Annotated in this window: 30 protein-coding genes; 11 read left to right on the forward strand and 19 right to left on the reverse strand. The window is 66.9% G+C overall.

Annotated features, from left to right (window positions below; translation table 11 throughout):
* Positions 1–25: 25 nt before the first annotated feature.
* The 6 genes from mnmE to hemE form a co-directional block, all read right to left on the reverse strand.
* Positions 26–1,447 carry a tRNA uridine-5-carboxymethylaminomethyl(34) synthesis GTPase MnmE gene (mnmE, locus tag ACEQX1_RS10550; RefSeq protein ID WP_370196816.1) on the reverse strand — a complete coding sequence of 474 codons (1,422 nt, stop codon included), beginning with the start codon at positions 1,445–1,447 and terminating at the stop codon, positions 26–28.
* 67 nt (positions 1,448–1,514) lie between these two features.
* On the reverse strand, positions 1,515–1,991 hold the full coding sequence (locus ACEQX1_RS10555) for a YbaK/EbsC family protein (protein WP_370195305.1): 477 nt from the start codon (positions 1,989–1,991) through the stop codon (positions 1,515–1,517).
* Between the two features lie 155 nt (positions 1,992–2,146).
* Positions 2,147–3,406, reverse strand: coding sequence for a transcription termination factor Rho (rho, locus tag ACEQX1_RS10560; RefSeq protein WP_024352216.1), 1,260 nt, complete (start codon positions 3,404–3,406; stop codon positions 2,147–2,149).
* A gap of 291 nt (positions 3,407–3,697) precedes the next feature.
* Positions 3,698–4,240, reverse strand: coding sequence for a gluconokinase (locus ACEQX1_RS10565; protein WP_370195307.1), 543 nt, complete (start codon positions 4,238–4,240; stop codon positions 3,698–3,700).
* 108 nt (positions 4,241–4,348) lie between these two features.
* Positions 4,349–4,852, reverse strand: a complete 504-nt coding sequence (gene hemJ / locus ACEQX1_RS10570; protein WP_024352218.1) for a protoporphyrinogen oxidase HemJ — start codon at positions 4,850–4,852, stop codon at positions 4,349–4,351.
* Positions 4,853–4,996: 144 nt separating this feature from the next.
* Positions 4,997–6,016, reverse strand: coding sequence for a uroporphyrinogen decarboxylase (gene hemE, locus ACEQX1_RS10575; protein WP_370196817.1), 1,020 nt, complete (start codon positions 6,014–6,016; stop codon positions 4,997–4,999).
* A gap of 536 nt (positions 6,017–6,552) precedes the next feature.
* Between hemE and ACEQX1_RS10580 the strand changes: the two genes are divergently transcribed.
* From ACEQX1_RS10580 to coaE, 3 genes are all read left to right on the forward strand, one after another.
* A complete protein-coding gene (locus ACEQX1_RS10580; RefSeq protein ID WP_009211377.1) occupies positions 6,553–7,152 on the forward strand; it encodes a Maf-like protein in 600 nt (199 codons plus the stop codon).
* 76 nt (positions 7,153–7,228) lie between these two features.
* Positions 7,229–8,107 carry a shikimate dehydrogenase gene (locus tag ACEQX1_RS10585; RefSeq protein ID WP_370195324.1) on the forward strand — a complete coding sequence of 293 codons (879 nt, stop codon included), beginning with the start codon at positions 7,229–7,231 and terminating at the stop codon, positions 8,105–8,107.
* A gap of 64 nt (positions 8,108–8,171) precedes the next feature.
* Positions 8,172–8,756 carry a dephospho-CoA kinase gene (coaE, locus tag ACEQX1_RS10590; protein WP_370195325.1) on the forward strand — a complete coding sequence of 195 codons (585 nt, stop codon included), beginning with the start codon at positions 8,172–8,174 and terminating at the stop codon, positions 8,754–8,756.
* 23 nt (positions 8,757–8,779) lie between these two features.
* Here the strand turns inward: coaE and ACEQX1_RS10595 are convergent, their stop codons facing one another.
* Together ACEQX1_RS10595 and ACEQX1_RS10600 are read right to left on the reverse strand one after the other, a co-directional pair.
* Positions 8,780–9,652 carry a GGDEF domain-containing protein gene (locus ACEQX1_RS10595; protein WP_370195309.1) on the reverse strand — a complete coding sequence of 291 codons (873 nt, stop codon included), beginning with the start codon at positions 9,650–9,652 and terminating at the stop codon, positions 8,780–8,782.
* Positions 9,634–9,933, reverse strand: a complete 300-nt coding sequence (locus ACEQX1_RS10600; RefSeq protein ID WP_370195310.1) for a hypothetical protein — start codon at positions 9,931–9,933, stop codon at positions 9,634–9,636. The genes ACEQX1_RS10595 and ACEQX1_RS10600 overlap by 19 nt, the downstream gene beginning before the upstream one ends.
* Positions 9,934–10,180: 247 nt before the next feature.
* Between ACEQX1_RS10600 and dnaQ the strand changes: the two genes are divergently transcribed.
* Complete coding sequence (gene dnaQ / locus ACEQX1_RS10605; RefSeq protein ID WP_370195311.1) at positions 10,181–10,900, forward strand: DNA polymerase III subunit epsilon; 720 nt, start codon at positions 10,181–10,183, stop codon at positions 10,898–10,900.
* A 91-nt stretch (positions 10,901–10,991) separates the two neighbouring features.
* On the opposite strand, the gene secB is transcribed toward dnaQ, so the two are convergent.
* Both secB and ACEQX1_RS10615 read right to left on the reverse strand, forming a co-directional pair.
* Complete coding sequence (secB, locus tag ACEQX1_RS10610) at positions 10,992–11,510, reverse strand: protein-export chaperone SecB (RefSeq protein ID WP_370195312.1); 519 nt, start codon at positions 11,508–11,510, stop codon at positions 10,992–10,994.
* Positions 11,511–11,700: 190 nt separating this feature from the next.
* The gene (locus tag ACEQX1_RS10615; RefSeq protein ID WP_370195313.1) at positions 11,701–12,240 is read right to left on the reverse strand and encodes an FxsA family protein; all 540 of its coding nucleotides are present in this window, start codon (positions 12,238–12,240) and stop codon (positions 11,701–11,703) included.
* A gap of 186 nt (positions 12,241–12,426) precedes the next feature.
* Here ACEQX1_RS10615 and ACEQX1_RS10620 point away from each other — a divergent pair, with 186 nt between their 5' ends.
* From ACEQX1_RS10620 to ACEQX1_RS10640, 5 genes are all read left to right on the forward strand, one after another.
* Positions 12,427–13,143, forward strand: coding sequence for a Tim44/TimA family putative adaptor protein (locus tag ACEQX1_RS10620; protein WP_228241344.1), 717 nt, complete (start codon positions 12,427–12,429; stop codon positions 13,141–13,143).
* Between the two features lie 15 nt (positions 13,144–13,158).
* Positions 13,159–14,268 carry a murein transglycosylase A gene (locus tag ACEQX1_RS10625; RefSeq protein WP_370196818.1) on the forward strand — a complete coding sequence of 370 codons (1,110 nt, stop codon included), beginning with the start codon at positions 13,159–13,161 and terminating at the stop codon, positions 14,266–14,268.
* Positions 14,265–14,828 (forward strand): Smr/MutS family protein, encoded by a 564-nt coding sequence (locus ACEQX1_RS10630; protein WP_370196819.1) that lies wholly within the window; start codon positions 14,265–14,267, stop codon positions 14,826–14,828. The genes ACEQX1_RS10625 and ACEQX1_RS10630 overlap by 4 nt, the downstream gene beginning before the upstream one ends.
* Positions 14,825–15,223: a helix-turn-helix domain-containing protein gene (locus ACEQX1_RS10635; RefSeq protein ID WP_024352229.1), complete on the forward strand. Its 399-nt coding sequence runs from the start codon at positions 14,825–14,827 to the stop codon at positions 15,221–15,223. Before ACEQX1_RS10630 ends, ACEQX1_RS10635 begins: the two co-directional genes overlap by 4 nt.
* A 131-nt stretch (positions 15,224–15,354) precedes the next feature.
* On the forward strand, positions 15,355–16,146 hold the full coding sequence (locus tag ACEQX1_RS10640) for a class II glutamine amidotransferase (protein ID WP_370195316.1): 792 nt from the start codon (positions 15,355–15,357) through the stop codon (positions 16,144–16,146).
* 10 nt (positions 16,147–16,156) lie between these two features.
* Here the strand turns inward: ACEQX1_RS10640 and hslU are convergent, their stop codons facing one another.
* A complete protein-coding gene (hslU, locus tag ACEQX1_RS10645; RefSeq protein WP_370195317.1) occupies positions 16,157–17,461 on the reverse strand; it encodes an ATP-dependent protease ATPase subunit HslU in 1,305 nt (434 codons plus the stop codon).
* 277 nt (positions 17,462–17,738) lie between these two features.
* On the opposite strand from hslU, the gene ACEQX1_RS10650 reads away from it, so the two are divergent.
* Positions 17,739–18,563 carry an autoinducer binding domain-containing protein gene (locus ACEQX1_RS10650; protein WP_372521426.1) on the forward strand — a complete coding sequence of 275 codons (825 nt, stop codon included), beginning with the start codon at positions 17,739–17,741 and terminating at the stop codon, positions 18,561–18,563.
* Positions 18,564–18,578: 15 nt separating this feature from the next.
* On the opposite strand, the gene ACEQX1_RS10655 is transcribed toward ACEQX1_RS10650, so the two are convergent.
* Together ACEQX1_RS10655 and ACEQX1_RS10660 are read right to left on the reverse strand one after the other, a co-directional pair.
* Positions 18,579–18,908 (reverse strand): type II toxin-antitoxin system HicB family antitoxin, encoded by a 330-nt coding sequence (locus ACEQX1_RS10655; RefSeq protein WP_230787201.1) that lies wholly within the window; start codon positions 18,906–18,908, stop codon positions 18,579–18,581.
* 5 nt (positions 18,909–18,913) lie between these two features.
* A complete protein-coding gene (locus ACEQX1_RS10660) occupies positions 18,914–19,168 on the reverse strand; it encodes a type II toxin-antitoxin system HicA family toxin (protein WP_370195319.1) in 255 nt (84 codons plus the stop codon).
* An 85-nt stretch (positions 19,169–19,253) separates the two neighbouring features.
* Between ACEQX1_RS10660 and ACEQX1_RS10665 the strand changes: the two genes are divergently transcribed.
* A complete protein-coding gene (locus ACEQX1_RS10665) occupies positions 19,254–19,874 on the forward strand; it encodes an alpha-ketoglutarate-dependent dioxygenase AlkB (RefSeq protein WP_370195320.1) in 621 nt (206 codons plus the stop codon).
* On the opposite strand, the gene ACEQX1_RS10670 is transcribed toward ACEQX1_RS10665, so the two are convergent.
* From ACEQX1_RS10670 to ACEQX1_RS10695, 6 genes are all read right to left on the reverse strand, one after another.
* Positions 19,875–20,876, reverse strand: coding sequence for a hypothetical protein (locus ACEQX1_RS10670; RefSeq protein ID WP_024352235.1), 1,002 nt, complete (start codon positions 20,874–20,876; stop codon positions 19,875–19,877).
* An 18-nt stretch (positions 20,877–20,894) separates the two neighbouring features.
* Complete coding sequence (locus tag ACEQX1_RS10675; protein WP_370195321.1) at positions 20,895–21,416, reverse strand: co-chaperone GroES; 522 nt, start codon at positions 21,414–21,416, stop codon at positions 20,895–20,897.
* A gap of 177 nt (positions 21,417–21,593) precedes the next feature.
* Entirely contained in the window at positions 21,594–22,550 is a 957-nt protein-coding gene (gene coaA / locus ACEQX1_RS10680; RefSeq protein WP_040326058.1) for a type I pantothenate kinase, read from the reverse strand.
* On the reverse strand, positions 22,550–22,882 hold the full coding sequence (locus ACEQX1_RS10685; protein WP_024352238.1) for a phosphoribosyl-ATP diphosphatase: 333 nt from the start codon (positions 22,880–22,882) through the stop codon (positions 22,550–22,552). Before ACEQX1_RS10685 ends, coaA begins: the two co-directional genes overlap by 1 nt.
* Positions 22,883–22,933: 51 nt before the next feature.
* Positions 22,934–23,719 (reverse strand): imidazole glycerol phosphate synthase subunit HisF, encoded by a 786-nt coding sequence (hisF, locus tag ACEQX1_RS10690; protein WP_188075436.1) that lies wholly within the window; start codon positions 23,717–23,719, stop codon positions 22,934–22,936.
* Positions 23,720–23,809: 90 nt separating this feature from the next.
* On the reverse strand, positions 23,810–24,367 hold the full coding sequence (locus tag ACEQX1_RS10695; RefSeq protein ID WP_370193005.1) for a Uma2 family endonuclease: 558 nt from the start codon (positions 24,365–24,367) through the stop codon (positions 23,810–23,812).
* Between the last annotated feature and the right edge of the window lie 67 nt (positions 24,368–24,434).

A 24,434-nucleotide genomic window follows, 5' to 3' on the forward strand; every position in this document is an offset into this window, starting at 1 on the left:
GCGCTGCCCCGGTGTTCCACGTGAATCACTTGCCGATGCAGAACTCGGAAAAGATGACCTCGAGCAGATCCTCGACGCCAACCTGACCGGTCAGCGCGCCAAGCCGATGGCTGGTCCGGCGCAGTGTCTCGGCGCGGACTTCCGCCGGAATGTCCGGCGCGGCCTGAAACTCGGTCAGAAGCCGCAACGCATCGCTGATCAGTTCCCGGTGGCGGGTACGAGCGGGGACGACATCGTCGGGATCGCCCACGGCCGCCGCCGCGATATTCGCGATCCGGTCGACCAGATCGGCGAGCCCTTCGCCCGTGCGGGTGGAGATCGCCAGATCGCAGCCGGGGTCGTGGGGTGGAGCGCCGCCCGTCAATTCGTCCTGGTCGATCTTGGTGCGGATCGTGAGAATAGGGCGGGTAGATGCGTGCTGATTTCCGGGCGCCTCTTCCGGTGCTGGTTCCTGTCCGGCGAGCATCAGCGGGTGTTTCACGTGAGTCAGCAGCCCGCTCAGCCATTCCAGTGTCGTCGGGCCGGCATGCTGGTCCACCAGCGCCAAGATGAGATCGGCCTCATCCATCACCGCGCGCGCCCGCTCGATACCCATCGCCTCGATCCGGTCGGCCGTCTCGCGGATGCCGGCGGTGTCCGAGAAGCGCACGGGGATGCCGCCGAGATCGAGGGTCGCCTCGATGACGTCCCGCGTGGTGCCGGGGATTTCGGTGACGATGGCGACCTCCCGGTCGGCGAGTGCGTTCAGGAGACTGGACTTGCCGGCATTGGGCGCACCGACGATCGCCACCTTGAAGCCTTCGCGCAGGATTTCGCCGCGGTCCGCCTTGGCGAGATGGGCCCGCATGGCCTCGGCGACCTCAGCCACCTGCCGCTCAACGCCGCTGGCGACGTCGTCGTCCACATCGCCTTCGTCGGCAAAGTCGAAGGACGCTTCGATCATCGCCCGTGCGTTGGTGAGATCGCGCATCCAGCCCTCGTAGAGGGCCCGCAGGGCGCCGCCGGCCTGGGCGACGGCCATGCGGCGCTGGGCTTCGGTGCTAGCCGCCAGGAGGTCGGCAAGGCCTTCGGCTTCGGTCAGGTCGATCCGACCGTTCTCGAAGCCGCGCCGGGTGAATTCGCCTGCCACGCCGAAGCGCACGCCGGCAATGCTTGTCGCCGCCTCCAGGAAGGCCGCCACGACGGCGCGGCCCCCGTGGAGGTGGAATTCCGCCAGATCCTCGCCGGTGACGCTGCCCGGGCCCGGGAAGAACAGCGCGATCCCACGGTCAATCGTCCGGTCGGCGGCGTCGCGGAAACGGCGCAGGCTGGCGCGCCGCTCGGGCGGCACCGATCCTGCCAGGCGCTCCATGACCTCCCGCGCAGCCGGACCGCTGACGCGCACGACGGCGACCCCGGCGGGCAGGGCGCCTGAGGAAAGGGCGGCGATGGTGTCGCTATGGGTCAAGCGGGGCCTCGATAGGCTCGATTCAGATAGCTACGGGGCCGGCGCGAAACTGGCGCCCGGATGGACCTCAGGCGACCCGACAGATCACCGCGCCGGTGGCACTGCGCAATTGCAGCGGCACGACTTCGAAGACATGTTTGGGCGTACCGGCCGCGGCCCAGACGGTGGCATGCTGGAAGAGGTCCTCGTCCATATAGACGGACAGCTCCCCAGTTGCACCGAGCGGCGAGACGCCGCCAATGGCAAAGCCCGTTGCGGAGCGGACGAAATCCGCGTCGGGGCGCTCGAGAGCCTCGCCTATGGTCTGGACCGCCAGCGCCTCGTCCACGCGATTGGCGCCGGATACCAGCAGCAGATAGGCCCTGCCGGTGTCCCTGCCGCGGAAGACCAGCGACTTGACGATCTGGCCGACACTTGCGCCGACCGCCTGGGCCGCCTCCTCCGCCGAGCGCGCGGAGCTGCTCGTTTCGACCACGGAGATCTTCAGCCCTTTGTCGATCGCCGCCGCCTCGACCCGTGCCACGGCTACCGGTTTCTCGCCCATTGTCATCCTCCCCCGATGCGTCCTGCCGTTTTCGGGCCGGCGCGGAACGGAATCAAGAGGCCTTTGGCGTGGCTCCTAGGCTGACGCGCGCTCGATACGAAAACGGCGACCGCTGAGGGTCGCCGTTTCACGTGAATCATGCCCTTGGCGTTCGATCAGGTGTTCATCTGATCGAAGAAGTCAGCATTGGTCTTGGTCTGCTTTAGCTTGTCATTGAGGAACTCGATCGCATCGGTCGTGCCCATGGGCGACAGGATACGGCGCAAGACGAAGATCTTCTGCAGATCCGCCTTCGGGACCAGGAGGTCCTCCTTGCGGGTGCCGGACTTGAGGATGTCCATGGCCGGGTAGATCCGCTTGTCGGCGACCTTGCGGTCGAGGACGATTTCCGAATTGCCCGTGCCCTTGAACTCCTCGAAGATGACCTCGTCCATGCGGCTGCCGGTATCGATCAGCGCCGTCGCAATGATGGTCAGCGAGCCGCCTTCCTCGATATTACGCGCTGCGCCGAAGAAGCGCTTCGGACGCTGCAGGGCGTTGGCGTCGACACCACCGGTCAGCACCTTGCCGGAAGACGGGACGACCGTGTTGTAGGCGCGGCCGAGACGGGTGATGGAATCGAGGAGGATGACCACGTCGCGGCCATGCTCGACCAGGCGCTTGGCCTTCTCGATGACCATTTCGGCAACGGCCACATGGCGCTGCGCCGGCTCGTCGAAGGTCGAGGAGACCACCTCGCCGCGCACCGAGCGCTGCATGTCGGTGACTTCCTCGGGCCGCTCGTCGATCAACAGAACGATGAGGTAGCACTCGGGATGGTTGGCCGTGATCGAATGGGCGATGTTCTGGAGCAGCACCGTCTTGCCGGTACGCGGCGGCGCGACGATCAGCCCGCGCTGGCCCTTGCCGAGCGGTGCGACCAGGTCGATCACCCGGGCCGACATGTCCTTCTTGCCGGTGGGCTCGTCGAGCTCCATCTTGAACCGCTCGTCGGGATAGAGCGGCGTCAGATTGTCGAAGTGGCTCTTGTAGCGGATCTTCTCCGGATTGTCGAAGTTGATCGTGTTGACCTTCAGAAGAGCGAAGTAACGTTCGCCTTCCTTGGGACTACGGATCGGTCCTTCGACAGTATCGCCTGTCTTCAACTGAAACTTGCGGATCTGCGACGGCGAGACATAGATGTCGTCGGGGCCGGGAAGATAGTTCGCCTCGGGCGAGCGCAGGAACGCGAAACCGTCCTGCAGGATCTCGACGACGCCTTCGCCGATGATCTCGACTTCCTGCGCCGCAAGCTGCTTGAGAATTGCAAACAGCAATTCCTGCTTGCGCAGCACGGAAGCGTTCTCGACGTCGTTCTCTTCGGCGAACGCGATCAGTTCCGGCGCGCTCTTGTTCTTCAGGTCCTGAAGTTTCATTCGGGAAAGGCTCTTTACGGGGTTCGTCCGGAAAGTTCTTCCAGACAATCAAGGCGGAGATGGGAAAACGCTGGGCCGGAAACGCGAACTGGTCTGCGGCGGGGGATCGACGCGGCGGAAACGTCGCGCATCGCCCAAAGGCGGGATGTAGGCGCTACACATAGACCGACAATCCCCGCAGCGCAAGGCGTTCGGCGACTTGTGGTGGCCGCGGCGGGGACGTCCGGGCGAAGGGCCTGCCGCAGGCGGTTCGTGTCGGATGCCGCGTCGATAAGCGACGGGGCCGGCGGATCAGTCTCTTTCCGGGGCCGGCTTCAGCCGCAGCGCCCGCAACGCCGTTGCTACGACCTCGTCTGCCGGCAGATCCACGGACACCACGATGCCGTCCTCGTCGACCTGCAGCGGCTCGAGCGTGTCGAACTGCGATTTCAACAGCGACACTGGCATGAAATGGCCCTGCCGGGTCGCCATGCGCCGGCCGACCAGATCGGGGGTGGCGGTCAGGCAGACGAAGCGCACGCGCGCATCGGCTTCACGCAGAAGATCGCGATAGCTGCGCTTCAGGGCCGAACAGGTGACGACAGTGGACCGCCCGGCACGGGCCTCAGCGCTGATCCAGTTGCGAATGGACGCCAGCCAAGGTGCCCGGTCGGCGTCGTCGAGCGGTGTGCCGGATTCCATCTTGGCAATATTGGCGGCGGGGTGAAACTCGTCCGCCTCGGCATAGGGCCAGGCCAGCATTTCGGCGAGGCCCGCGGCGGTGGTCGTCTTGCCGACGCCGGCAGGTCCCATCACCACGAGGCACGTTGCCCGGTCCATCTGCGTATCAGTCATCGATCCCTCGGGGCACGGTCGGCGTCGCGGCACGCGATACGATTGCGACGACCCGTTTCGCACGGGTGTTGAGAAGAATGCGTCCTGCGCGGCAGTATAAGACAGGGATCAGAACGGTTTCACCACGACGAGGATGACGATCACGATCAAGAGGACGGTCGGCACCTCGTTCATGATCCGCCAATGCCGCGACGGCTTGGTGTTGGCGTCATTGGCGAAGCGGCGCACCGAAGCCGAGAAATAGCCGTGAACACCGGACATCAGAACGACCAGGGCGATCTTGGCGTGCAGCCAGCCATTGCCGCCGGAAAACCAGCCGCCCCTCACCGCCAGCCAAAGGCCGGCGACCCAGGTGACGATCATCGCCGGGTTGATGATCGCCTTGAGCAGCCGTCGCTCCATGATCTTGAAGGTCTCTGACTGTGGCGTGCCGGTCGCAGCGTCCGCGTGATAGACGAACAGCCGCGGCAGATAGAGCATGCCCGCCATCCAGGCGATCACCGCCAGGATGTGCAGCGTCTTCATCCACAACAGGGCTTCCACCGGCACCAGCCAGAACACGGCGGTGATCACGGCGGCCATGACGGCGAGGGCGATAATGGCCTTCTTCATGCAACGATCCTTCGAGGCTGATGCAGCGCGCCTTCACTGAATGACGCCCGGGACGAGAGACCGGCGGCAGAGCGCCCCGCGACATAACCCGAAGCCCGCAGGCTTCCAAGTCCGGCGCGTGGCCATGCTCGCACGGCGAGGAACCTAGCCGCGGATGCGCTTCAACAGCGCCTCGACATGGGCGATCGGCGCATCCGGGGTGATGCCGTGGCCGAGATTGAAGATCAGCGGCCCGTCGCCGAGCCCTTCCAGGATCCGGTCGACGCCCTCGTGGAGCGCCTTGCCGCCGGCAATCAGCCGCAGCGGATCGAGATTGCCCTGGATCGCGCCTTCCGTCTGCAGCGCGCGTGCCTGGTCCATCGGCACCGTCCAGTCGAGACCGACGGCGTTGACGCCGGTCTTCTGGCGATAGCCGTTCAGCAGCGAACCCGCGCCCTTTGCAAAGCCGATGATCTTGGCGTCCGGCACCGCGGCACGGACCTTCTCGACCATCCGTGCGACGGGTTTTACCGCATAGGCCTCGAAGGACGCCTCATCCAGAACGCCGGCCCAGGAATCGAAGATCTGGACGCAGTCGGCACCGGCCTGGAGCTGCCGGATCAGATAGTCGGCGCCCATCTCGGCGAGGAGATACAGAAGCTGCTCCATCTCGTCGGGATGGCGATAGCCGAACAGCCGTGCCGGCGCCTGGTCGGGCGTGCCGTGGCCGGCGATCATGTAGGTCGCCACCGTCCAGGGCGCGCCGCTGAAGCCGATCAGCGAGGTCTCTTCCGGCAGTTCCTTGCGCAGCCGCGCCACCGTCGCGATCACCGGTGCCAGATGCGTGTCGGCGCGGCTCGGATCGAGGCGGGCGATCTCGTCGGGACGGATCGGCGTCAGCTTCGGTCCCTCGCCCTGCACGAAATGCAGACCGCGATCGAGCGCATCAGGAATGACCAGAATGTCGGAGAACAGGATCGCCGCGTCGAATCCGAAGCGTCGGATCGGCTGAAGCGTCACTTCCGTCGCAAAATCGGGATTGTAGCAGAGCTCGAGGAAGCCCCCGGCCGTCTGACGGGTGGCCCGATATTCCGGGAGATAGCGACCGGCCTGCCGCATCAACCACACCGGAGGGGGGAAGATGCGTTCGCCTTCCAGGACACGGACAAGCTTGCGCGTCTTCATCAGGTCAGGGCTCCCATTAAAAAAGAAAGATTTCTTTCAGATGAGTCTTTTGATTCTATGACTCGGTGGATTGCAGGAATTCACAGGGTCCCGCCTAGATGGAGCCCTTAGCAGGATCGTCCACAGGCCGGAATGCCGCACCGTGTCGTCAGGGGACAATCCCGGGGACGATCGCCGGATCCGATCGGTCTATCAGCAGCTTGCATCCTGTTGCCAGGAACGCCCCGCCTGGGGATGAGTTTGGGATGACGCGGGACGAATCGCTTTTGTCCCCAGTCTTCCGCAATCGCCATGCCCAAGCGGATCCTCTTGCCGATTGTGGACAAGACGGGGGTTTGTCACCGGCCCGACGGATGACGTCTTCGACCCATCGACTACTCCCGCACAACCCACAGGCTGCGAAGAATCCCGGGAGGGAATCGGCTTCGCCCTTGTGCCGACGGGGAGAATCGAGTCCGGCGCCCTCCATGGCAATTCTGCCTGTCAGCGGCTATCAGTCGGGCCGTACGTGACGAAACCGGTACAATGGGATTCACATGTCCAAGGGCATCGTGCTCGCCTCGAGCAGCGTCCACCGCCGCGAGCTACTGAAGAACGCCGGCATCGATTTCACCGCTGAATCCAGCGATCTCGACGAGCGCGCCATTGAGGCGCCGCTCCTGGAATCCGGTGTCGGGCCGGAGGATGTCGCCGCGATCCTCGCCGAGGCCAAGGCGACGGACGTGTCCGAGCGCCATCCGAACGAGATCGTCATCGGGGCGGACCAGACGCTGTCGCTGGGCGACGAGGTCCTGCACAAGCCTGCCAATATGGAAGAGGCGCGGCGCACGCTTCTGAAGCTGTCCGGCCGCACGCACCAGCTCAACAGCGCCGTGGTGCTGGTGGAGGGCGGCAAGGTCACCTGGCGGCACGTCGCCACGGCGACGATCACCCTGCGCGCGCTCGATCCCGGTTTCGTCGGACGTTATCTCGCCCAGGCCGGCCGCAAGGCGACCACCAGCGTCGGCGCCTACCAGATCGAGAAGGAAGGCATCCAGTTGATGGAGCGGATCGAGGGTGACTATTTCACCATCATCGGCCTGCCGCTGCTGCCCTTGCTGAAGGAATTGCGGGAGCGCGGCGAAATCGATGGCTGATGCGGACTGGACGCCGAAACCCTATGTCAGCGGTGCCGAGCGCCCGCGCGGCGAAGGCTCGATCTTCGATCCGAACGTGACGCCCGCCAGGTCCGATGGCCCGCGTGCCTTCGTCACCGGCTGGCCGGTCTGGCATTCCCGCTCTCCAGCCATCCATCGCAGCTGGCTGAAGGAATTCGGCTTGCCCGGTTCCTACGAGCGGGTCGGGGTGCCGCCCGAGGAGATCGGCGAATTCCTCAAGACGCTGCGCCGCCAGGGCTATGTCGGCGGCAACGTCACCATTCCCCACAAGCTGGCGGCGCTCGAAGCCGTGTCGCGCCGCGACGCGGCGGCCGAGGCGATCGGCGCGGTCAACACGATCTGGTTCGAGAAGTCCGGCCGCATGGTCGGCGGCAACACCGATGCCTATGGCTTCGCGGCCAATCTCGACGAAAGGCTGCCGAGCTGGGCCGATGCGGAGGTCGCCACCGTGCTGGGGGCGGGCGGCGCCTCCCGCGCCGTGATCTTCGCGCTTCTGAAGCGTGGCGTGAAACAGGTGCGGGTCGTCAACCGCACCATCGAACGGGCCGAGGAACTCGCCGCACGCTTCGGCCCGCGCGTCTCCGCCCATGCTGAATCCGAACGCACGATGCAGCTCGCCGCCGCCGACCTTCTGGTCAATACGGTGCCGATCCCGGCGCCCGATCCCGACGACGAGACGCCCGACTGGTTCGAGCCGCGACTGCCGGATCTCTCGGCCCTCCGCGACGGTGCCCTTGTGACCGATATCGTCTATGTGCCTCTGATGACTCCGATTCTCGCCGCCGCGGCGGAGCGGGGGTTGCGCCATTGCGACGGTCTCGGCATGCTGCTGCATCAGGCGGTGCCCGGTTTCGAACGCTGGTTCGGCCAGCGGCCCGAAGTCTCCGAGAACCTGCGCGCCAGGATCGTCACCGACATTGAAAACGGCGTATGAGCAGAAATTCTGCAATTCATACACATCGGCTGACGCACGGTATCGCGCGCCTGTGGTGCTGCTGATGATCGTGCTCGGCCTCACCGGCTCCATCGGCATGGGCAAGTCCACCACCGCGGCGATGTTCGCGGAACAGGGCGTGCCTGTTCACGACGCCGACGCCGCCGTCCACCGCCTCTATGCCGGACGCGCCGCGCCGCTGATCGAGGCCGCCTTTCCCGGCACCGTCGTCGACGGGGTGGTCGATCGCAAGGCGCTGTCGGCAAGCGTCGTCGACGATCCGGACGCGATGCGCCGCCTGGAGGCGATCGTCCATCCGCTGGTCGGCGAAGAGGAGCGCGCCTTCCTCGACGGCGCCCGCCAGTCCGGTGCGGCGCTGGCGGTTCTCGACATTCCGCTGCTGTTCGAAACCGGCGCCGACAAGCGATGCGACAAGACGCTCGTTGTGACCGCCAGCCCGGAGATCCAGCGTGAGCGCGTGCTCGCCCGCCCGGAGATGAGCGAGGCCAAGTTCGCGGCGCTGATGGCTCGCCAGATGCCCGACGCCGACAAGCGCGAACGCGCCGACTATGTCATCGACACGGGCAACGGCATGGAGGCCGCGCGCCTCGCCGTGACGGCCATCATAATGCGCCACGCCGCCGGCTGACGCCGTTCGCGGTCGCCGCTCCGTCAGGCGGCCGCGACGAGACGCGCCGGCTTCGCGGTTGCGGCTTGGATAGCCACACGGTTGCGCCCCTCGCGCTTGGCCCGGTAGAGCGCGTCGTCCGCCCGCGCGATGGCATCCTGCGCCGGTTCGGCGCCCTGCAGCATCGCCACCCCGAAGCTTGCGCTCAGCGAGTGCCCGTCGTCGAGCGCGGGATCCCGGCAGGCGTGGAAGGCCCGCCGGATCGCCTCGGCCGCGCCTGCCGCGGCGTCCAGGGTCGCGTCGGGCAGCAGCAGCGCGAATTCCTCGCCGCCCAGCCGGCCAGCCGTTCCTTCCGACCGTGAGAGGATCTCGGCAAAGCCCTGGATTACGCGATCGCCGACCGGATGGCCGTAGCGGTCGTTGACCGTCTTGAAGTGATCGATGTCGCAGACGATGATCGCGGCGCCAGCAGGGGCGGCTTGGGTGGCCACACGCTCGAAGGCGGCCCGGTTGAGGAGATCGGTGAGGTCGTCTCGCTCGCTGCGGATGCGATAGCGCCGGATCACATTGCCGACGATGCGGGCGATGATGAGCAGCACCGCGGCGGGGGCCAGCAGTCCCGAGACCAGCATCAGTGCCCGCTCCAGATCGCTCTGGGCGATGTTCGCGACCGGCGTCGTTCCCTCGAAGAGCAATGGGAACAGCGGCATCCGCACGATCAAGAGGACAGCCATCCCCGCAAGCGCGACGAGAAGGCCGGTCTCGACGCCGCCGCGACCCTTGAGGCCCCAGAGGCAGAGGATCGCGTCGACCAGCACCAGCAGCGCCGCGAACTGGAAGGGCAGCGTCTGAAGGATCGGGGCGGCATTTCCGGCGAGGAGCAAGAGCGACATCGCCGTCAGGCCGGCGGTCGCCATCCACAGGGGCCGGGCGACAGGCGAAGTCCGAGCGCCCGCCGAACCGATTGGGTGACACAGGAATAGGCGGCCGGGATCAGCATTGTCACCGCCGCCATGGCGGCAATCGAGCCGCCGTCGATCCCGAGGACGACGGTTTCAGCGGCGCCGCAGGTCAGGCCAGCGGCGAGCCACACCAGCGCCGACTGGCCGCGCAGGCCCAGACAGATCAGACCGCACAGGAGCGCGAGCGAGGCGACGACCCCGAAAATGACCGCGTGCAGACTGACTGCCACATCCAATGCCCGTTCTCCCCTGATTGCTTTTCGCAACTGACGCTAAGACGCTGCGACTTGCGCGGGTCTTGCGAGGGCCGGTCGACGCGTAGACCGATGCCGAGGATCGCCTCGGCACGTTTGGCTTAGACTTCGCATAGTAAGAACGAAAAGTGAACATGGAGCGAAGCTCGGGGATACTTCGAGCGGATGCCGGCAAGCTCTTGTCTCTGCTCTTCCGGTCACCGAAAAGGGGCGGTCAGCGGGAGCCTTCATGCGCGAAATCGTCTTCGATACCGAAACCACCGGCCTCGATCCGGATGTCGAGCGGGTCATCGAGATCGGCGGGGTGGAATTGTGGAACCACATTCCGACCGGCAAGAACTACCACGCCTTCATCCGTCCGGCCGGCCGCAAGGTCGACCCGGCCGCCTTCGACGTGCACGGCATTTCCGACGACTTCCTGGCCGACAAGCCTCTGTTCTCCGAGATCGCCGACGAGTTCCTGGAGTTCTTTTCCGGCGCCAAGCTGATCGCGCACAACGCCGCCTTCGACGTGCGCTTTCTCAATGCCGAACTGAAGCGCATCGACCAGCCGCCGATCGATCCGAGCGTCGTGATCGACACCCTGCCCATGGCGCGGCGCAAGTTCCCGATGGCGCCGGCGACGCTCGACGCGCTCTGCTCCCGTTTTTCGGTCGACACGTCGCGCCGCGACAAGCACGGCGCCCTGCTCGATTCCGAGCTTCTGGCGGAAGTCTATATCGAGCTGATCGGCGGCCGGCAGGCGGCACTGGGCCTGGCGGTCGAGGAAGATGCCCACGAGGACGCGGACGGCAATGTCTGGCGGATCGCGCCGCGGCCGGTGCCGCTGCCGCCGCGCCTGTCGCAGGACGAGATCGCCCGGCACCGTGCCTTCGTGTCCACCCTCGGCGACGAGGCGATCTGGTGGAACTATCTGGAGCGGCCGGAGGCCGAGGCGTCCCCGGGCTGAGCCCGGCCGCATTCCTTCGAAAGCCCTGCCATGAAAAACGCCGGCAAACCCGATGGGCTGCCGGCGTATTCTTGCGTTCTGAAACCGCAGCTTAGCTGGGCTGAACCTGCTGGCGGGCGCGCTCTTCGGCCATGCGCTGCTGGAACAGCTGGGCGAAGTCGATCGGGTCGATCATCAGCGGCGGGAAGCCGCCATTGCGGGTGATGTCGGCCATCACCTGGCGCGCGAAGGGGAACAGCAGGCGCGGGCACTCGATGAACAGCACCGGCAGGAGATGCTCCTGCGGGAAGTTCTGCAGCTTGAAGACGCCGCCATATTCCAGCTCGACGGCGAACATCATCTCTTCGCCTTCGCCGGCCTTGGCGTTCAGCGTCAGGCGCACGTCGTAGTCGCCGTCCGAACCCTGGATCGGGTTGGCACCGACATTGACGCCGATATTGATGTTCGGCGCCTTGGTCTGGCCGCGCAGGACGCCCGGCGCACTCGGGCTCTCGAAGGAGAGGTCGCGAATATACTGCGTCAGGATGTTGATGCGGGGCGGGTTGGCGTTCTCGTCGCCGCCGGCGCCGTTTCCGCCATTCGTCGCATTCAGATCGTTGGTCTCGGACATGGTCTGCTCCCGTATCGCTGATGACCCGGCAGGGCCGGCGCCTGTTCGCGCGCTCGTGCCGGGTGAAGAGCCGGAGGGGCCGACGGTCCGTCCGGCAGGAAAAACACGGGGGCGAGCGCTATCACGCGGGGGGCATCAGAACAAGACGATCCGCGGCCGGGCGCGAGCGGCCCGGCATCGGCGCCCCCGCTCAATGCAGGCGGCGGCCATTGGTCTCGCCGTCGCCATCCTCCGGCTCGTGCCAGGGCGACGCCGGATCGGGCCCGCGGCGAAATTCCTCGCCTGACAGATCGACGACGTCGGGACCCGCCGCGTAAGGCGGGTCGCGGCGCGGCTGCCCGCCCATGCCGGACCCGAAGCTGTTCTGGCCGACGACGACGACGCGGGACTTCAAGAAGTCGAAGATGCGCGAGCGGACGCCCGGCACGAACAGGAGGAAGCCGAGCGCGTCGGTGACGAGGCCCGGGGTCAACAGGAGGACGCCGGCCATCGCGATCATCACGCCGCTGACGAGATCGCGTCCCGGCACCCGGCCGGCACCGATTTCCGCCTGGATGCGGGCCAGCGTCGAGATGCCCTGCTGTTTCAAGAGGATCGAGCCGATCACGGCGGTCAGGATGACGAGACCCAGCGTCGGCCACAGGCCGATGGCATTGCCCACCAGGATGAACACCGCGATCTCCAGGATCGGGATGGCGAGCAGCAGAAAGGGTATCAGGGCGAAGGGCATGGTCCGTCTTCTCCTTGCGCGGCCGTTCGATGGCCAAAACCCGTCTTTGCGGGCCCCTGGCCGGACATGTGCGGTTTGGCCGCCGCCTCGGGACATAGGAACTGCGGAAACAAATTTGAATGCGCCGCCCCTCGTCTCTATATGACGACGAATGACTTGACCGGCCATTAGGGGTGACGACGCGCAATGAGTTTTGGGACGATCTTCTTTATCATTGTTGCGGCGATCGTCCTGTTTCAGCTGCGAAGCGTTCTGGGCAAGCGTACGGGCAGCGAGCGTCCGCCCTTCGACCCCTATTCGCGCCGGGATGCGCCGCGCGACGACGCGGCGCGCAACGACAATGTCGTGACCCTGCCCAACCGCCGCGGCGGCACCGAGATCGAAGGCGAGGCGGCCCCGGCGGCCACGCCCTACGAGGCGATCGACAAGGTCGCCAAGCCGGGCACGCCGGTCAATGCCGAGCTGCGCCGGATCCGCGACGCCGATCCTTCCTTCGATCCGAAGGAATTCCTGGACGGCGCCAAGGTCGCCTATGAAATGATCGTGACCGGCTTTGCCGATGGCGACCGCAAGCTCCTGAAGAACCTGTTGTCGCCGGATGTCTACCAGGGCTTCGAGCAGGCGATCAGCGAACGTGAGCAGCGCGACGAGCGCATGCAGTTCTCCTTCGTCGGCATCGACGACGCCACCATCGTCTCCGCCGAGCAGAAGGACCGTGAGGCGATGGTCACCGTGCGCATCGTCGCGCAGATCATCTCGGCCGTCGTCAAGCCCGACGACACCGTGGTCGACGGCGATCCGGAGACGGTGGTCGAGGTCAAGGACGTGTGGACCTTCGCCCGCGACACGCGCTCGCGCGATCCGAACTGGAAGCTGGCCGGGACCGAGTCCGAAGACGCGTGAGCCGGAGCGGCGACGATGACGGCATTCGTTCGCCGGCAATGGTCCGATCTTCAAGGCTGGGACGGCGCTGATCATGCAGCGGCGCTGTCGGCCTTTCGCGCCAGCGCCGCCCGGCTCGAACAGGGCAGTTTCCCCACCGGTTCGCTCGGGATCGACGCCGAGGCCTTTGCCGAGGCCGCCCGCGCCGCGCTGAAGCCGGCCGGTGCGCTGGGCCAGATCGAGGCCCGCGCCTTCTTCGAACGCCATTTCGAGCCGTTGCAGATCCGTCCCGACGAGGCCGACACGGCGCTGTCCGGCTTCGTCACCGGCTATTACGAGCCCGTCGTTGCCGGCTCGCCGGTGCGCACCGAACGCTATCGCTTTCCCCTGTATGCGCCGCCGCCGGATCTGGTGAAGATCGACGACGTCTCGCGGCCGCCCGGCCTCGATCCCTATTTCCGCTTCGCCCGCCGCAAGCCCTGCGGCCTTCTGGAGGAATATGCCGACCGCGCCGCCATCGAGGCAGGTTCGCTGGATGGGATGGGCCTCGAGATTGCCTGGCTGGCCGATCCGGTCGACGCGTTCTTCATCCATATCCAGGGCTCGGCGCGGCTCGCCTATGAGGATGGTCGGCAGGTCCGCGTCGGCTACGCCGCAAAGACCGGCCACCGCTTCACCGCGATCGGCCGCATCCTGGTGGACGAGGGCGAACTGACCCTCGCCGAAGCCGACATGGACGGCATCCGGGCGTGGCTGGCGGCGCATCCGGAGCGCGTGCGCAGCCTCTTCGACCGCAATCGCTCCTTCATCTTCTTCCGCGAGACGCCGGTCGATGACCCCGAGCTCGGTCCCGTCGGCGCCGCCAAGGTGCCGCTGACGCCGCTGGCCTCCATCGCCGTCGACCGCGAACTGGCGACCTTCGGCGTGCCCTATTTCATTGCGGCGCCGGATCTTGCCATGGAGGGCGCGCCGTTCCGCCGCCTGCTGGTGGCGCAGGACACCGGCTCGGCCATTCTCGGCCCGGCCCGCGCCGACATCTTCGTCGGCTCGGGCGACGCGGCCGGCCGGATCGCTGGGCGAATCCGCCATGCTGCCGACTTCACCATTCTCGTGCCGCCGGCGCTGGCGGCACGCCTCGCCCGATGAAGCGCCGTCATCGCACGCTCAGCGTCGAGGATGCGCGCCTGTGGGCGAGCGTCGCCCGCTCGGCGGTGCCGCTGAAGGGCAAGTCGCATCCGCAGATGCCGCCCGAGGACGCGCCGGAACCCCCGACTGCACCGGCGCCGGTCAGTCGCAAGGGGTCGAAGGCGGCGGCGCCCGCCCTGCCGGCGCCGATCCAGCAGCCCGCGCCCCAGCCGCGACTGACGCAGCACCCGATCGAGCGTCCGACCCGCCGCAAGATCTCCAAGGGGCGGCTGCCTATCGAGGCGCGGATCGACCTGCACGAGATGACCCAGGGCGTCGCCCATGACGCGCTGGTCGGCTTCCTGCGCCAGTCTCAGGCCATGGGCCTGCGCCATGTGCTGGTGATCACCGGGCGGGGCGGATCGGGCGGGCATTTCGGCTCCCGCGGCGTCCTGCGCCGGGTCGTGCCCATGTGGTTCGGCAGCCCGGAGTTCCGCCCGCTCGTTTCCGGCTTCGACAGCGCCGAGCGCCATCATGGCGGCGACGGGGCGCTCTATGTGCGCGTCAGGCGGTTCGGATGACCCCGTTCGGCGAAAAGGTCCGGGCATTCCGCAAGGAGCGCGGCGTCACCCAGAGCCAGATGGCGGCGGCGCTTGGGGTCTCCAGCGCCTATCTCTCGGCGCTGGAGCATGGTCGTCGCGGCCGGCCGACCTGGGATCTCCTGCAGCGGATCATCGGCTATCTCAACGTCATCTGGGACGATGCGGAGGAGCTGGAGCGTCTGGCCGAACTCTCGCATCCCAAGGTGACCGTCGAGACCGCCGGCCTCGGCCCCGATGCGACGGCGCTTGCCAACCGTCTGGCCGAAACCATCGCCATCCTGCCCGAAGCGGATCTGAAGCGCCTGCGTGCCGAGCTGGAAGAGGCCGCCACCCGGGCCGAGGAAGCCTTGCGGGCCCGTCGCCGCCGCCGCTGAACGCGGAAACGAGCGCAAGACTCACGTGAAACAGGGCGGACCTCGGGCTTAAGCCTTTGTTTACCATGCCGGCCGGAGACTGCGGGCAAGGGCGCTGCTGCGGCGCCTGTGTCCTGTGGTGTCGCCGTCCGATGTGCCGCCTTCTCGCCTATGCCGGTCCGCCGGTCTTTCTCGATCGCCTGCTGATCGAGCCGCGTGCCTCGCTGATCTCGCAGTCGCTGGCTGCCCGGGAGGCGAAGACCGTCGTCAACGGCGATGGCTGCGGCATCGGCTGGTATGGCGAGCGGCCGGAGCCCGGCGTTTATCGCGCCATCCTGCCGGCCTGGTCGGACGCCAATCTCGTCTCGCTGTGCCGGCAGATCCGCGCGCCGCTCTTCGTCGCCCATGTGCGCTCGGCGACCTATGGCGAGGTCTCGACGGCCAATTGCCATCCCTTCGCGGATGGTAGGCACCTGTTCCTGCACAATGGCCAGGTGGGCGGCTATGCCCGTCTGCGCCGCCAGATCGACGCCTTGATCCCGGATGCGCTCTATCCGCGGCGTCGGGGCACCAGCGATTCCGAGGCGATCTTCCTGTCAGCCCTCGGGCGCGGTCTCGCCACCGATCCGGTCGGCGCCATTGCCGCGACGCTCGCCGAGATCGAGGCGACGGCCGGGCGCACCGGCGAGGCGGCACCAATCCGCTTCGCCGCGATCCACACCGATGGCGAAACCCTCTGGGCGTATCGCTGGGCCAGCGACGGCCCGCCGCCCTCGCTCTACTGGCGCAGGGAAGGCGAGGGCGTCGTCATTGCCTCCGAGCCCTGCGACGACGCGGAACGCTGGACGATGGTCGCCGCGGACACCGTCCTGACCATCCGCCGCGACGGCACGATGCGCAGCCAGGCGTTCTGTCCCCGACTGCCGGACCGGGCCGCCGCCTGAGGACGGCGCCTTACAGGATGAAGCGCGACAGGTCGGTGTCGCCGGCAATGCCGTCCAGCGCCTTGTGCACATAGGCGGCATCGACCGTGTAGCTCTCGCCGGACTTATCCGGCGCCTCGAAGGAGATGTCGTCGAGGACGCGCTCCATCACCGTCTGCAGTCGCCGCGCGCCGATATTCTCGATCGAGCCGTTCAGCGTCACCGCCGTGTCCGCCAGCGCGTCGATGGCATCGTCGGTGATCACCAGATCGACATTCTCGGTCTTCATCAGCGCGATATACTGCTTGATCAGCGAGGCCTCTGTCTCGGTCAGGATGCGGCGGAAATCTTCCTTGGTCAGCGCTCGCAGCTCGACGCGGATCGGCAGCCGGCCCTGCAGCTCCGGCAGGAGGTCCGAGGGCTTCGACACGTGGAAGGCGCCCGAGGCGATGAACAGGATGTGGTCGGTCTTCACCGAGCCGTGCTTGGTCGCCACCGTGGTGCCCTCGACCAGCGGCAGCAGGTCGCGCTGCACGCCCTCGCGGGAGACGCCGGCGCCGCTCTGGCCTTCCTTGTTGGCGACCTTGTCGATCTCGTCGAGGAAGACGATGCCGTTGTTCTCGACCGACGAGATCGCCTCGCGCACCAGCTGTTCCTGATCCAGCAGCTTGTCGGATTCCTCGCCGATCAGCAGGTCGTAGCTCTCGCGCACCGACGTCCGGCGCTGCTTGGTGCGCTGGCCCATCTTGCCGAACATCTCCGACAGGTTGAGGACGCCGATATTGGCGCCCGGCATCCCGGGAATGTCCATGCCACCCATCGGGTTGGACGTGTCGGAGACCTCGACGTCGATCTCCTTGTCGTCGAGCTCGCCGGCGCGCAGCTTCTTGCGGAAGGAATCGCGCGTCGCCGGCGAGGCGGTCTTGCCGACCAGGGCGTCCAGCACCCGCTCCTCGGCGCCCTGATGGGCCTTGGCCTTCACCTCTTCGCGCTTCTTCTCGCGCACCAGCCCGATGCCGATCTCGACGAGGTCGCGGATGATCTGCTCGACGTCGCGGCCGACATAACCGACTTCGGTGAACTTGGTCGCCTCGACCTTGATGAAGGGTGCGCCGGCGAGCCGCGCCAGGCGGCGCGAGATCTCGGTCTTGCCGACGCCGGTGGGTCCGATCATCAGGATGTTCTTGGGCATCACCTCTTCGCGCAGGCTCCCCTCCAGCTGCTGGCGCCGCCAGCGGTTGCGCAGCGCGACGGCGACGGCGCGCTTGGCGTCCTTCTGGCCGATGATGTGGCGGTCGAGCTCGGAGACGATCTCGCGGGGGGAAAAATCTGTCATGGATATCTCTTTCCAGGCCGGCGGGCCGCGCCGACACACGCTGGCATCGATGGGGGTCGGCCGGGCCGGCCACCATGGCAACTCGCCGCTAGATGGGGGTGGCGGCGCCATCCTGCCACCCTTGGCGACGGGTCGCCCGCGGCAGCCGGAAACGCAAACCATCCGATCGTCATGTCAAGACTTCAATCCTCGGCCCGGAGGGGCCAGTATGAGCCTTGTCCGATTCGCGGCGAGGCGCGCGAGGCGGACCTCAGAGATCGCGAGAGGCTGTGCCATCATGCCATCTTCGAACGGTTCGACGAGCGCCCCCGCGGGCGCCCCGGCCCTGAGCGACAGACTGCCCGGCGCAAGCGGCCAGGCGGATATCGGCGCGGCCGTGCCGGGCGCCCCCATGAGCGGCGCGCTCGACCGTCTCAACCGGCTCGCCCCGCCCTGGGACGAGATCGCGCTGACCCGGCTTCTCGGCGACGTGGCGACGGATTTCGGCTTCTCCCATGCCGCGGTCCTGTCGGTCCCCTCGACTGACGATGGCGGGACGGCGACGCGGCTCCTCCTGTCCAACTGGTCGGAGAGCTTCGGCCAGGCCTATGAACAGCTTGGCCTGCACCGCTCCAAGCTGGTCGTCGGCGCCCTGAAGACCGATCCCATGCCCTTCGTCTGGGACATCGACACGCTCTACGGCGCCGACGAACCCGACCCGTCGCCGGCCGCCCGCATGCTCATGGAGGCGGAGTACCTCGCCGGCGCCTTCTTCCCGGTGCACGGGCTCACCGCCTTCAACGGCGCCCTGTCCTTCGCCGGACGCAGCTGCGCCCTCCCGGCAGAGGCGATCCGCGAGCTGCATCTCTTCGCCTTCGCCCTGTTCGGCATGCTGGCGGCGGCGCGTTTCGAGGAGAACCGGCGCAACAATCCCCTGTCGGTGCGCGAGCGCGACTGCCTGAAGCTCGCCATGCTCGGCAAGACGTCATCCGAGATCGGCATCATCCTGAGCCTGTCCGAATACACCATCTCGCAATATCTGACGGCCGCCCAGCGCAAGCTCGACGCGTCCAACCGCACCCACGCCGTCGCCCTCGCCGCCCAGCTTGGCTATCTCTCCTGAACGGCCTGCAGCGCGTCAGCTGCGCTCGTCCAGGGTCCGTTCGAGCGTGGTTGTCACGAGATTGTTGAGGCTGACGCCGGCGCGTCGGGCCGCCGCGACCAGTTCCCGATGCAAACGCGGTTCGGCGCGCACAAGGAACTGCCCCGAATACGGCTTCTCCGGCTCCTCCCCGCGCTCGCGGCAGAACGCTAGATAGTCTTCGACCGATTCCGCCAGCGCCTTCTTCAGTTCCGATACCGAACCGCCCTGGAAAGTGATGACGTCCTGAAGATTGACGACCTCGCCGTGAAAGATCTCGGCGTCCTCGTCATAGGCGACGATCCCCTCGTAGCCCTTGTAATGCATCGTGTTCACGTCTGGACTCCCGCCTGCAGCAGAAAGCGTCTGAGTGAGCGCAGCGCGCCCTTGTCGGTTTCCTTGCGTGGATGCGGACGATGAAACACCGCGCGCGTGCCGCCGAGGCTGATCCGTATCCGCGAGCCTTGGCCTTCGGTGACCTCTGCGCCCATCGCTTTCAGCATTGCCTCGATATCGCGCCAGGCGATGCTGCCAGATATGGGCTCGGCGAAGACTGCGGCCAAGGTCTCGCGGTGCTTCCTGTTCATGTCAGATTGATATCACGAGATGGTATCGGTGCTGAAGCACGGTATGGGCGCTGGGAATCCTCGACGCTGCTCTAGATGACCGCCCATGAACGTCCTGCCCAAAGGCGTCCGGCACATTCCGGGCCATCTCTCCCGTGACGAACAGGTCGCGCTGGTCGATGCGGTGCGCGAGGTGGTGGCGGCCGCGCCGCTGTACCGGCCGGAAATGCCGCGGACCGGAAAGCCCCTGTCGGTGCGCATGACCAATTGCGGCGATCTGGGCTGGGTGACCGACCGGTCCGGCTATCGCTACCAGCCCACGCATCCGGTGACCGGCACGCCCTGGCCGGCGATCCCCCCGAAGCTTCTGGAGATCTGGCAGGACCTCGCCGCCTTCGATCATCCGCCGCAGGCCTGCCTCGTGAATTTCTACGAGGACACCGCCAAGATGGGCCTGCACCAGGACAAGGACGAGACCGATCTGTCGGCACCGGTCGTCTCCGTCTCGCTCGGCGATGACTGCCTGTTCCGTGTCGGCGAGACCACCCGCGGCGGCCGCACGACCTCGATCCGGCTGCATTCGGGCGACGTGGTCGTTCTCGGCGGCGAGGGGCGTCTGGCCTATCACGGCGTCGACCGGATCTACCCCGCGACCTCGACGCTCCTGAAGAAGGGCGGCCGGATCAACCTGACCCTGCGCCGCGTGACGGCCCCTGCGGGCACCTGATCATTCCGCCGGCTCGGTCTTCCCGGCTTCGGGCGGCTGCAACTTGGCAAGCAGCTCTGGCGGGAATGTCTGGTTGTAGATCGCCCGGCGGCTGACGGCTTCCCAGAACTCCCCCTGGACCGCCGGGTCGTCCGGCAGCTTGTAGCCGAGCTGCTTTGCCAGCGCCGGCAGATAGCAGTCGAAGCCGGCCCGCACCACACGGCCCCATCCCACGGCCCGATCGATGGCGAGTTCATAGCTTCCCCAGGCGACGCCGAGGCTCACAACCGCCGCCAGAAGCAGCCCGTACTCGCCGGAGTCCAGAAACGGGCGGACCTGCGAAATCCGCAGCGCATAGTCGAAGCTCATGGCGAAGACGACGATCAGGCCGATGGCCAGAAGGCCTGCCAGGAAGACGAAATTCATCGCGCAGTTCACCGCCGTGCGGACATCCTCGACCGCCTCGCGAAAATCATCCGAGAAGACCGTCGAGAGGTGAATCCAGAGCGGGATCGAATCGACCCGGTAGACGGCGCTCGAATAGGTCTCGAAGGCCCGGATGGCGTTGCCGAAGCGGGTCGGCAGGACGGATTCGGGTTTCTCCGGGTACCGGTCCACCCGCTGCCTGATGAGTTCGGTGTAGCGCGCGATATCACTTGCGGGAAAGGCATCGCCCTCGGCGATCCACCGGGCCCGCAGGGCCGCGATCTCGCTGTCGATGGCGTCGAGCTTCCGTTCTTCACGCGCCTTCAGTGGCTTGATCCAGGACACGGGAGGCCAGTAGCCCTCGAGCAGCTTGTAGAGAGGATCGTTGCCGAGCATCAGGAAGATCGCCAGCGTCCAGACGAGCAGGGCATTGTAGAGAACGTCGCCCAGCGTCACGGACTCGGTCAGTGTCGTGTAGAGCGCCGGATTGACCGGTTCGACGATCAGCAGCAGCGCGCAACTGTAGAAGACCAGCGCCGGAAACAGGAAGCCGACAATGAACGATCGATCGGCCAGCTTGGCGAGATTGGCGACCATGCTGCGGCTCCCGGCGGACTAGAAGGTATCGTCGGGCTCGTCGGAGCCGGGCCGCGGCCGGCCCGGCCCGATCGTCGGCTCACCGGGCAGCCCCATCCGCTCCATCTGATCGTGCCCGGGCGGGCGGACCCGTCGCCGCACCTTGGCCGCAACGCCGCGCGCGCGATCCTCCGGTCCCTGCTCCGGCTCGGCTTTACGCGTCGGCGGGGCCGGACCCGTGGTCGGCTCGCCGGGAAGGGCGGAACGGTTCATCACGCCGAGAAGCTCCGACATGCGGACGACCAGAAGATCCTGGCCCGAAACCCTGCGCTGCCTGCCGGCCGTTGGCGCGAAGAGCACATGGTCCCCCACCGCCATGTTCATCGAAGCGATCCGCCCCCTGCGCCGCCGTCCTGGGCCCACGGCGACGATCTCGCCCTCGGTCGGCTTGTTCGCTGCACTATCCGGCAGGACGCCGCCGGACGATTGCTCGGGTGGCGCTACGGGGCGGACGAGAATGCGATCCTGCAGCCGTCGGAACTTTATCGGCCGGAACTTCATCGGCCCCACCTCGATCGGCGTCCTGCTGAGGACCGGCGAACGGGCCGGCCCGGCGGCACGCGAAAGATGCAGGATAACGTAACGGAAGATATGCGCAAGGTTCCGGCCTTCGCGCCTGTCCGACGCGCTACGCGGCCGGCGGTCAGGCCAATCGAATGCCGCGAGCCTGCGCCCGGCTCAGAGCTTGCGCAGCGCGACCTGCTCGATGAGGTGATCCGGTCCCTTGCGCAGGATCAGGTCGGCGCGCGGCCGCGTCGGCAGGATATTGGCGTGGAGATTGATCTCGTTGATGTTCGACCACAGGCCCTGGGCGATGGTCAGCGCTTCCTCGGGCGAGATCTGCGAGTAGCGGTGGAAGAACGAGCCGGTCTCGCGGAACGCCGTTTCGCGCAGCCGCATGAAGCGCTCGATGTACCAGCGCTTGATGTCGGCCTCGTCGGCATCGATGTAGATCGAATGGTCGAAGAAGTCCGACACGAAGGGCACAGCCGTGCCGTCGGCCGGCATGTCGCGCACCTGCAGGACATTGAGGCCCTCGAAGATCAGGATGTCCGGCCGGTCGATGGTGACCTTCTGACCCGGCACCACGTCGTAGTAGAAATGCGAATAGACCGGCGCCTCGACCCGCGGCACGCCGGCCTTGATCTCCGACAGGAAGCGCAGGATCGCGCCGATGTCGTAGCTCTCGGGAAACCCCTTGCGCTGCATCAGACCCTCGGCCTGCAGCACCGCGTTCGGGTAAAGAAACCCGTCGGTGGTGATCAGGTCGACCTTGGGCGAGGACGGCCAGCGGGCGAGCAGTTCCTTCAGGACACGCGCCGTGGTCGACTTGCCGACCGCGACCGAGCCCGCGATGCCGATGATGAACGGCGTCTTCTGCCCCGAATCCTCGGCAAGAAAGCTCTGGCGCTGCCCGAACAGGAGCTGCGAGGCCTCGACATGGGCGTAGAGCAGGCGCGAGACGGCGAGATAGATCCGCGCGACTTCGTCGAGATCGACGGGGTCGCCGATCGAGCGGAGCCGGCGAACTTCATCGGCGGTCAGCGTCAGCGGCGCGTCGGCGCGAAACTTCGCCCATTCGGCCGCCGGAAAGATGCGGTAGGGCGAGAAACGCGACGGGGCGAGCTGGTCCATCATCCGGCCGAACTGTCGGGCCGCCCCGCCTTTTCCTGCAGGCCGGTCTGGGCCGTGCGCCTGCCGAGCTCGGCCATCACCGCCGATACCGGCACGTGGCGCAGATGCAGCGTCACGAGGAGGTGGTAGAGAAGGTCGGCGGCCTCGCTGGTCACCCGCGCATCATCCTGGGAGACGGCAGCGATCACCGTCTCCGTCGCTTCCTCGCCGAGCTTCTTGGCGACATGGCCAATGCCCTTGGCGGCGAGCGAGGCGGTGTAGGAGCCGGCGTCGTCGGAGGTCGCGCGGGCGGCGACGATGGTCTCCAGGTCGGCAAGGGTGAAATCGGTCATGATGCCCTTTCGTAGGCCGGCGCTCGCTGCGCGGATCCGCCGAGGCTTCGGTCAGTCCGGCGGGTCGAGCCGCATCGGGATGCCGGCGGCGGCCATATGGGCCTTGGCTTCCGCGATCGTATAAGTGCCGAAGTGAAAAATCGAGGCGGCCAGAACCGCCGTCGCATGGCCGTCGCGCACGCCGGCAACGAGATGATCCAGCGTGCCGACGCCGCCCGACGCGATCACCGGCACGTGGACGGCATCGGCGACCGCCCGGGTCAGTTCAATGTCGAAGCCCGACTTGGTGCCGTCCTTGTCCATGGAGGTCAGCAGGATCTCGCCGGCGCCGAGCCCCACGACCTGGCGGGCGAAGTCGACGGCGTCGATGCCGGTCGCGGTGCGGCCGCCATGAGTGAAGATCTCCCAGCGCGGCGCGGCGCCGTCCTCGGCCACGCGGCGCGCGTCGATGGCGACGACGATGCACTGGTCGCCGAACTTGTCGGCGGCTTCCGCGACGAATTCCGGCCGCTTCACCGCCGCGGTGTTGATCGACACCTTGTCGGCACCCGCCAGGAGCAGCTTGCGGACATCCGCCACGGTGCGCACGCCGCCGCCGACGGTCACCGGCATGAAACACTGCTCGGCAGTGCGCGCGACGACGTCGAAGATCGTGTCGCGGTCGTCCGAGGAGGCGGTGATGTCGAGGAAGCAGAGCTCGTCCGCCCCGGCGCTGTCATAGGCGCGCGCCGCCTCCACCGGATCGCCGGCGTCGACCAGGCCCTCGAAATTGACGCCCTTGACCACCCGGCCGTCCTTGACGTCGAGGCAGGGAATGATGCGGGCCTTGAGGCTCATGGACGGGTGGCCTTCTCGTCGGCGGGGCAGGGGATCGGTCGGGAGGGCACGGGCAATGTCCGGATGGGCGGAAACGGCGAATTTTCCGCCTTATGCGATGCCGCGATAGAGGTGGGCAAGAGCCAGCGTGATTCCAAGCCCGCTAAGGGCAACCTCCGCCGCGCTGCCGACCGTCATTTCCGGCCGCTGGAAGGCGCCGTCGTCACCGCGACGCCAGAGCCAGACCCGCGCCTCGTCCTGGGACAGGACGAGATAATGGGCGAGCGAGGGGATGGCCGTGTATTCCTCCGCCTTCTCGCCGAAATCGACCGCCAGCGACGATGGCGAAAGAATCTCCGCCAGGAAGACGGGTTCGCGCGCGGCGAGATCCTGGCCGCTGCCGCCGGCCCGGTCGACGAAGACATCGGGATAGCGGATGCCGCCCGGCGTGCGGATGGCGAAATCCGCCGTGCCGATATCGTAGGCGGTCTCGTCCAGTGCGCCGATGAGGATTGCCGTCAGCCTCGCCGCGAGCTTCGCGTGATTGCGGGAGACATTGACCATCATCTCGACGATCCTTCCCCGCACGAATTCACGCTTTCCCTCGCGCCCTTCGTTCCAGCGCAGGAAATCATCGGCCGTCCTGATGGCACCGGCATGGATGTTCATGCGCGCATCATAACCCGGACCTGCACGGCGATGAAGACCGCCAAGGTGGTTGCCGCCTCACGGCAGC

It is taken from the genome of Aurantimonas sp. (assembly GCF_964217435.1).
Taxonomy (GTDB): Bacteria; Pseudomonadota; Alphaproteobacteria; order Rhizobiales; family Rhizobiaceae; genus Aurantimonas; species Aurantimonas coralicida.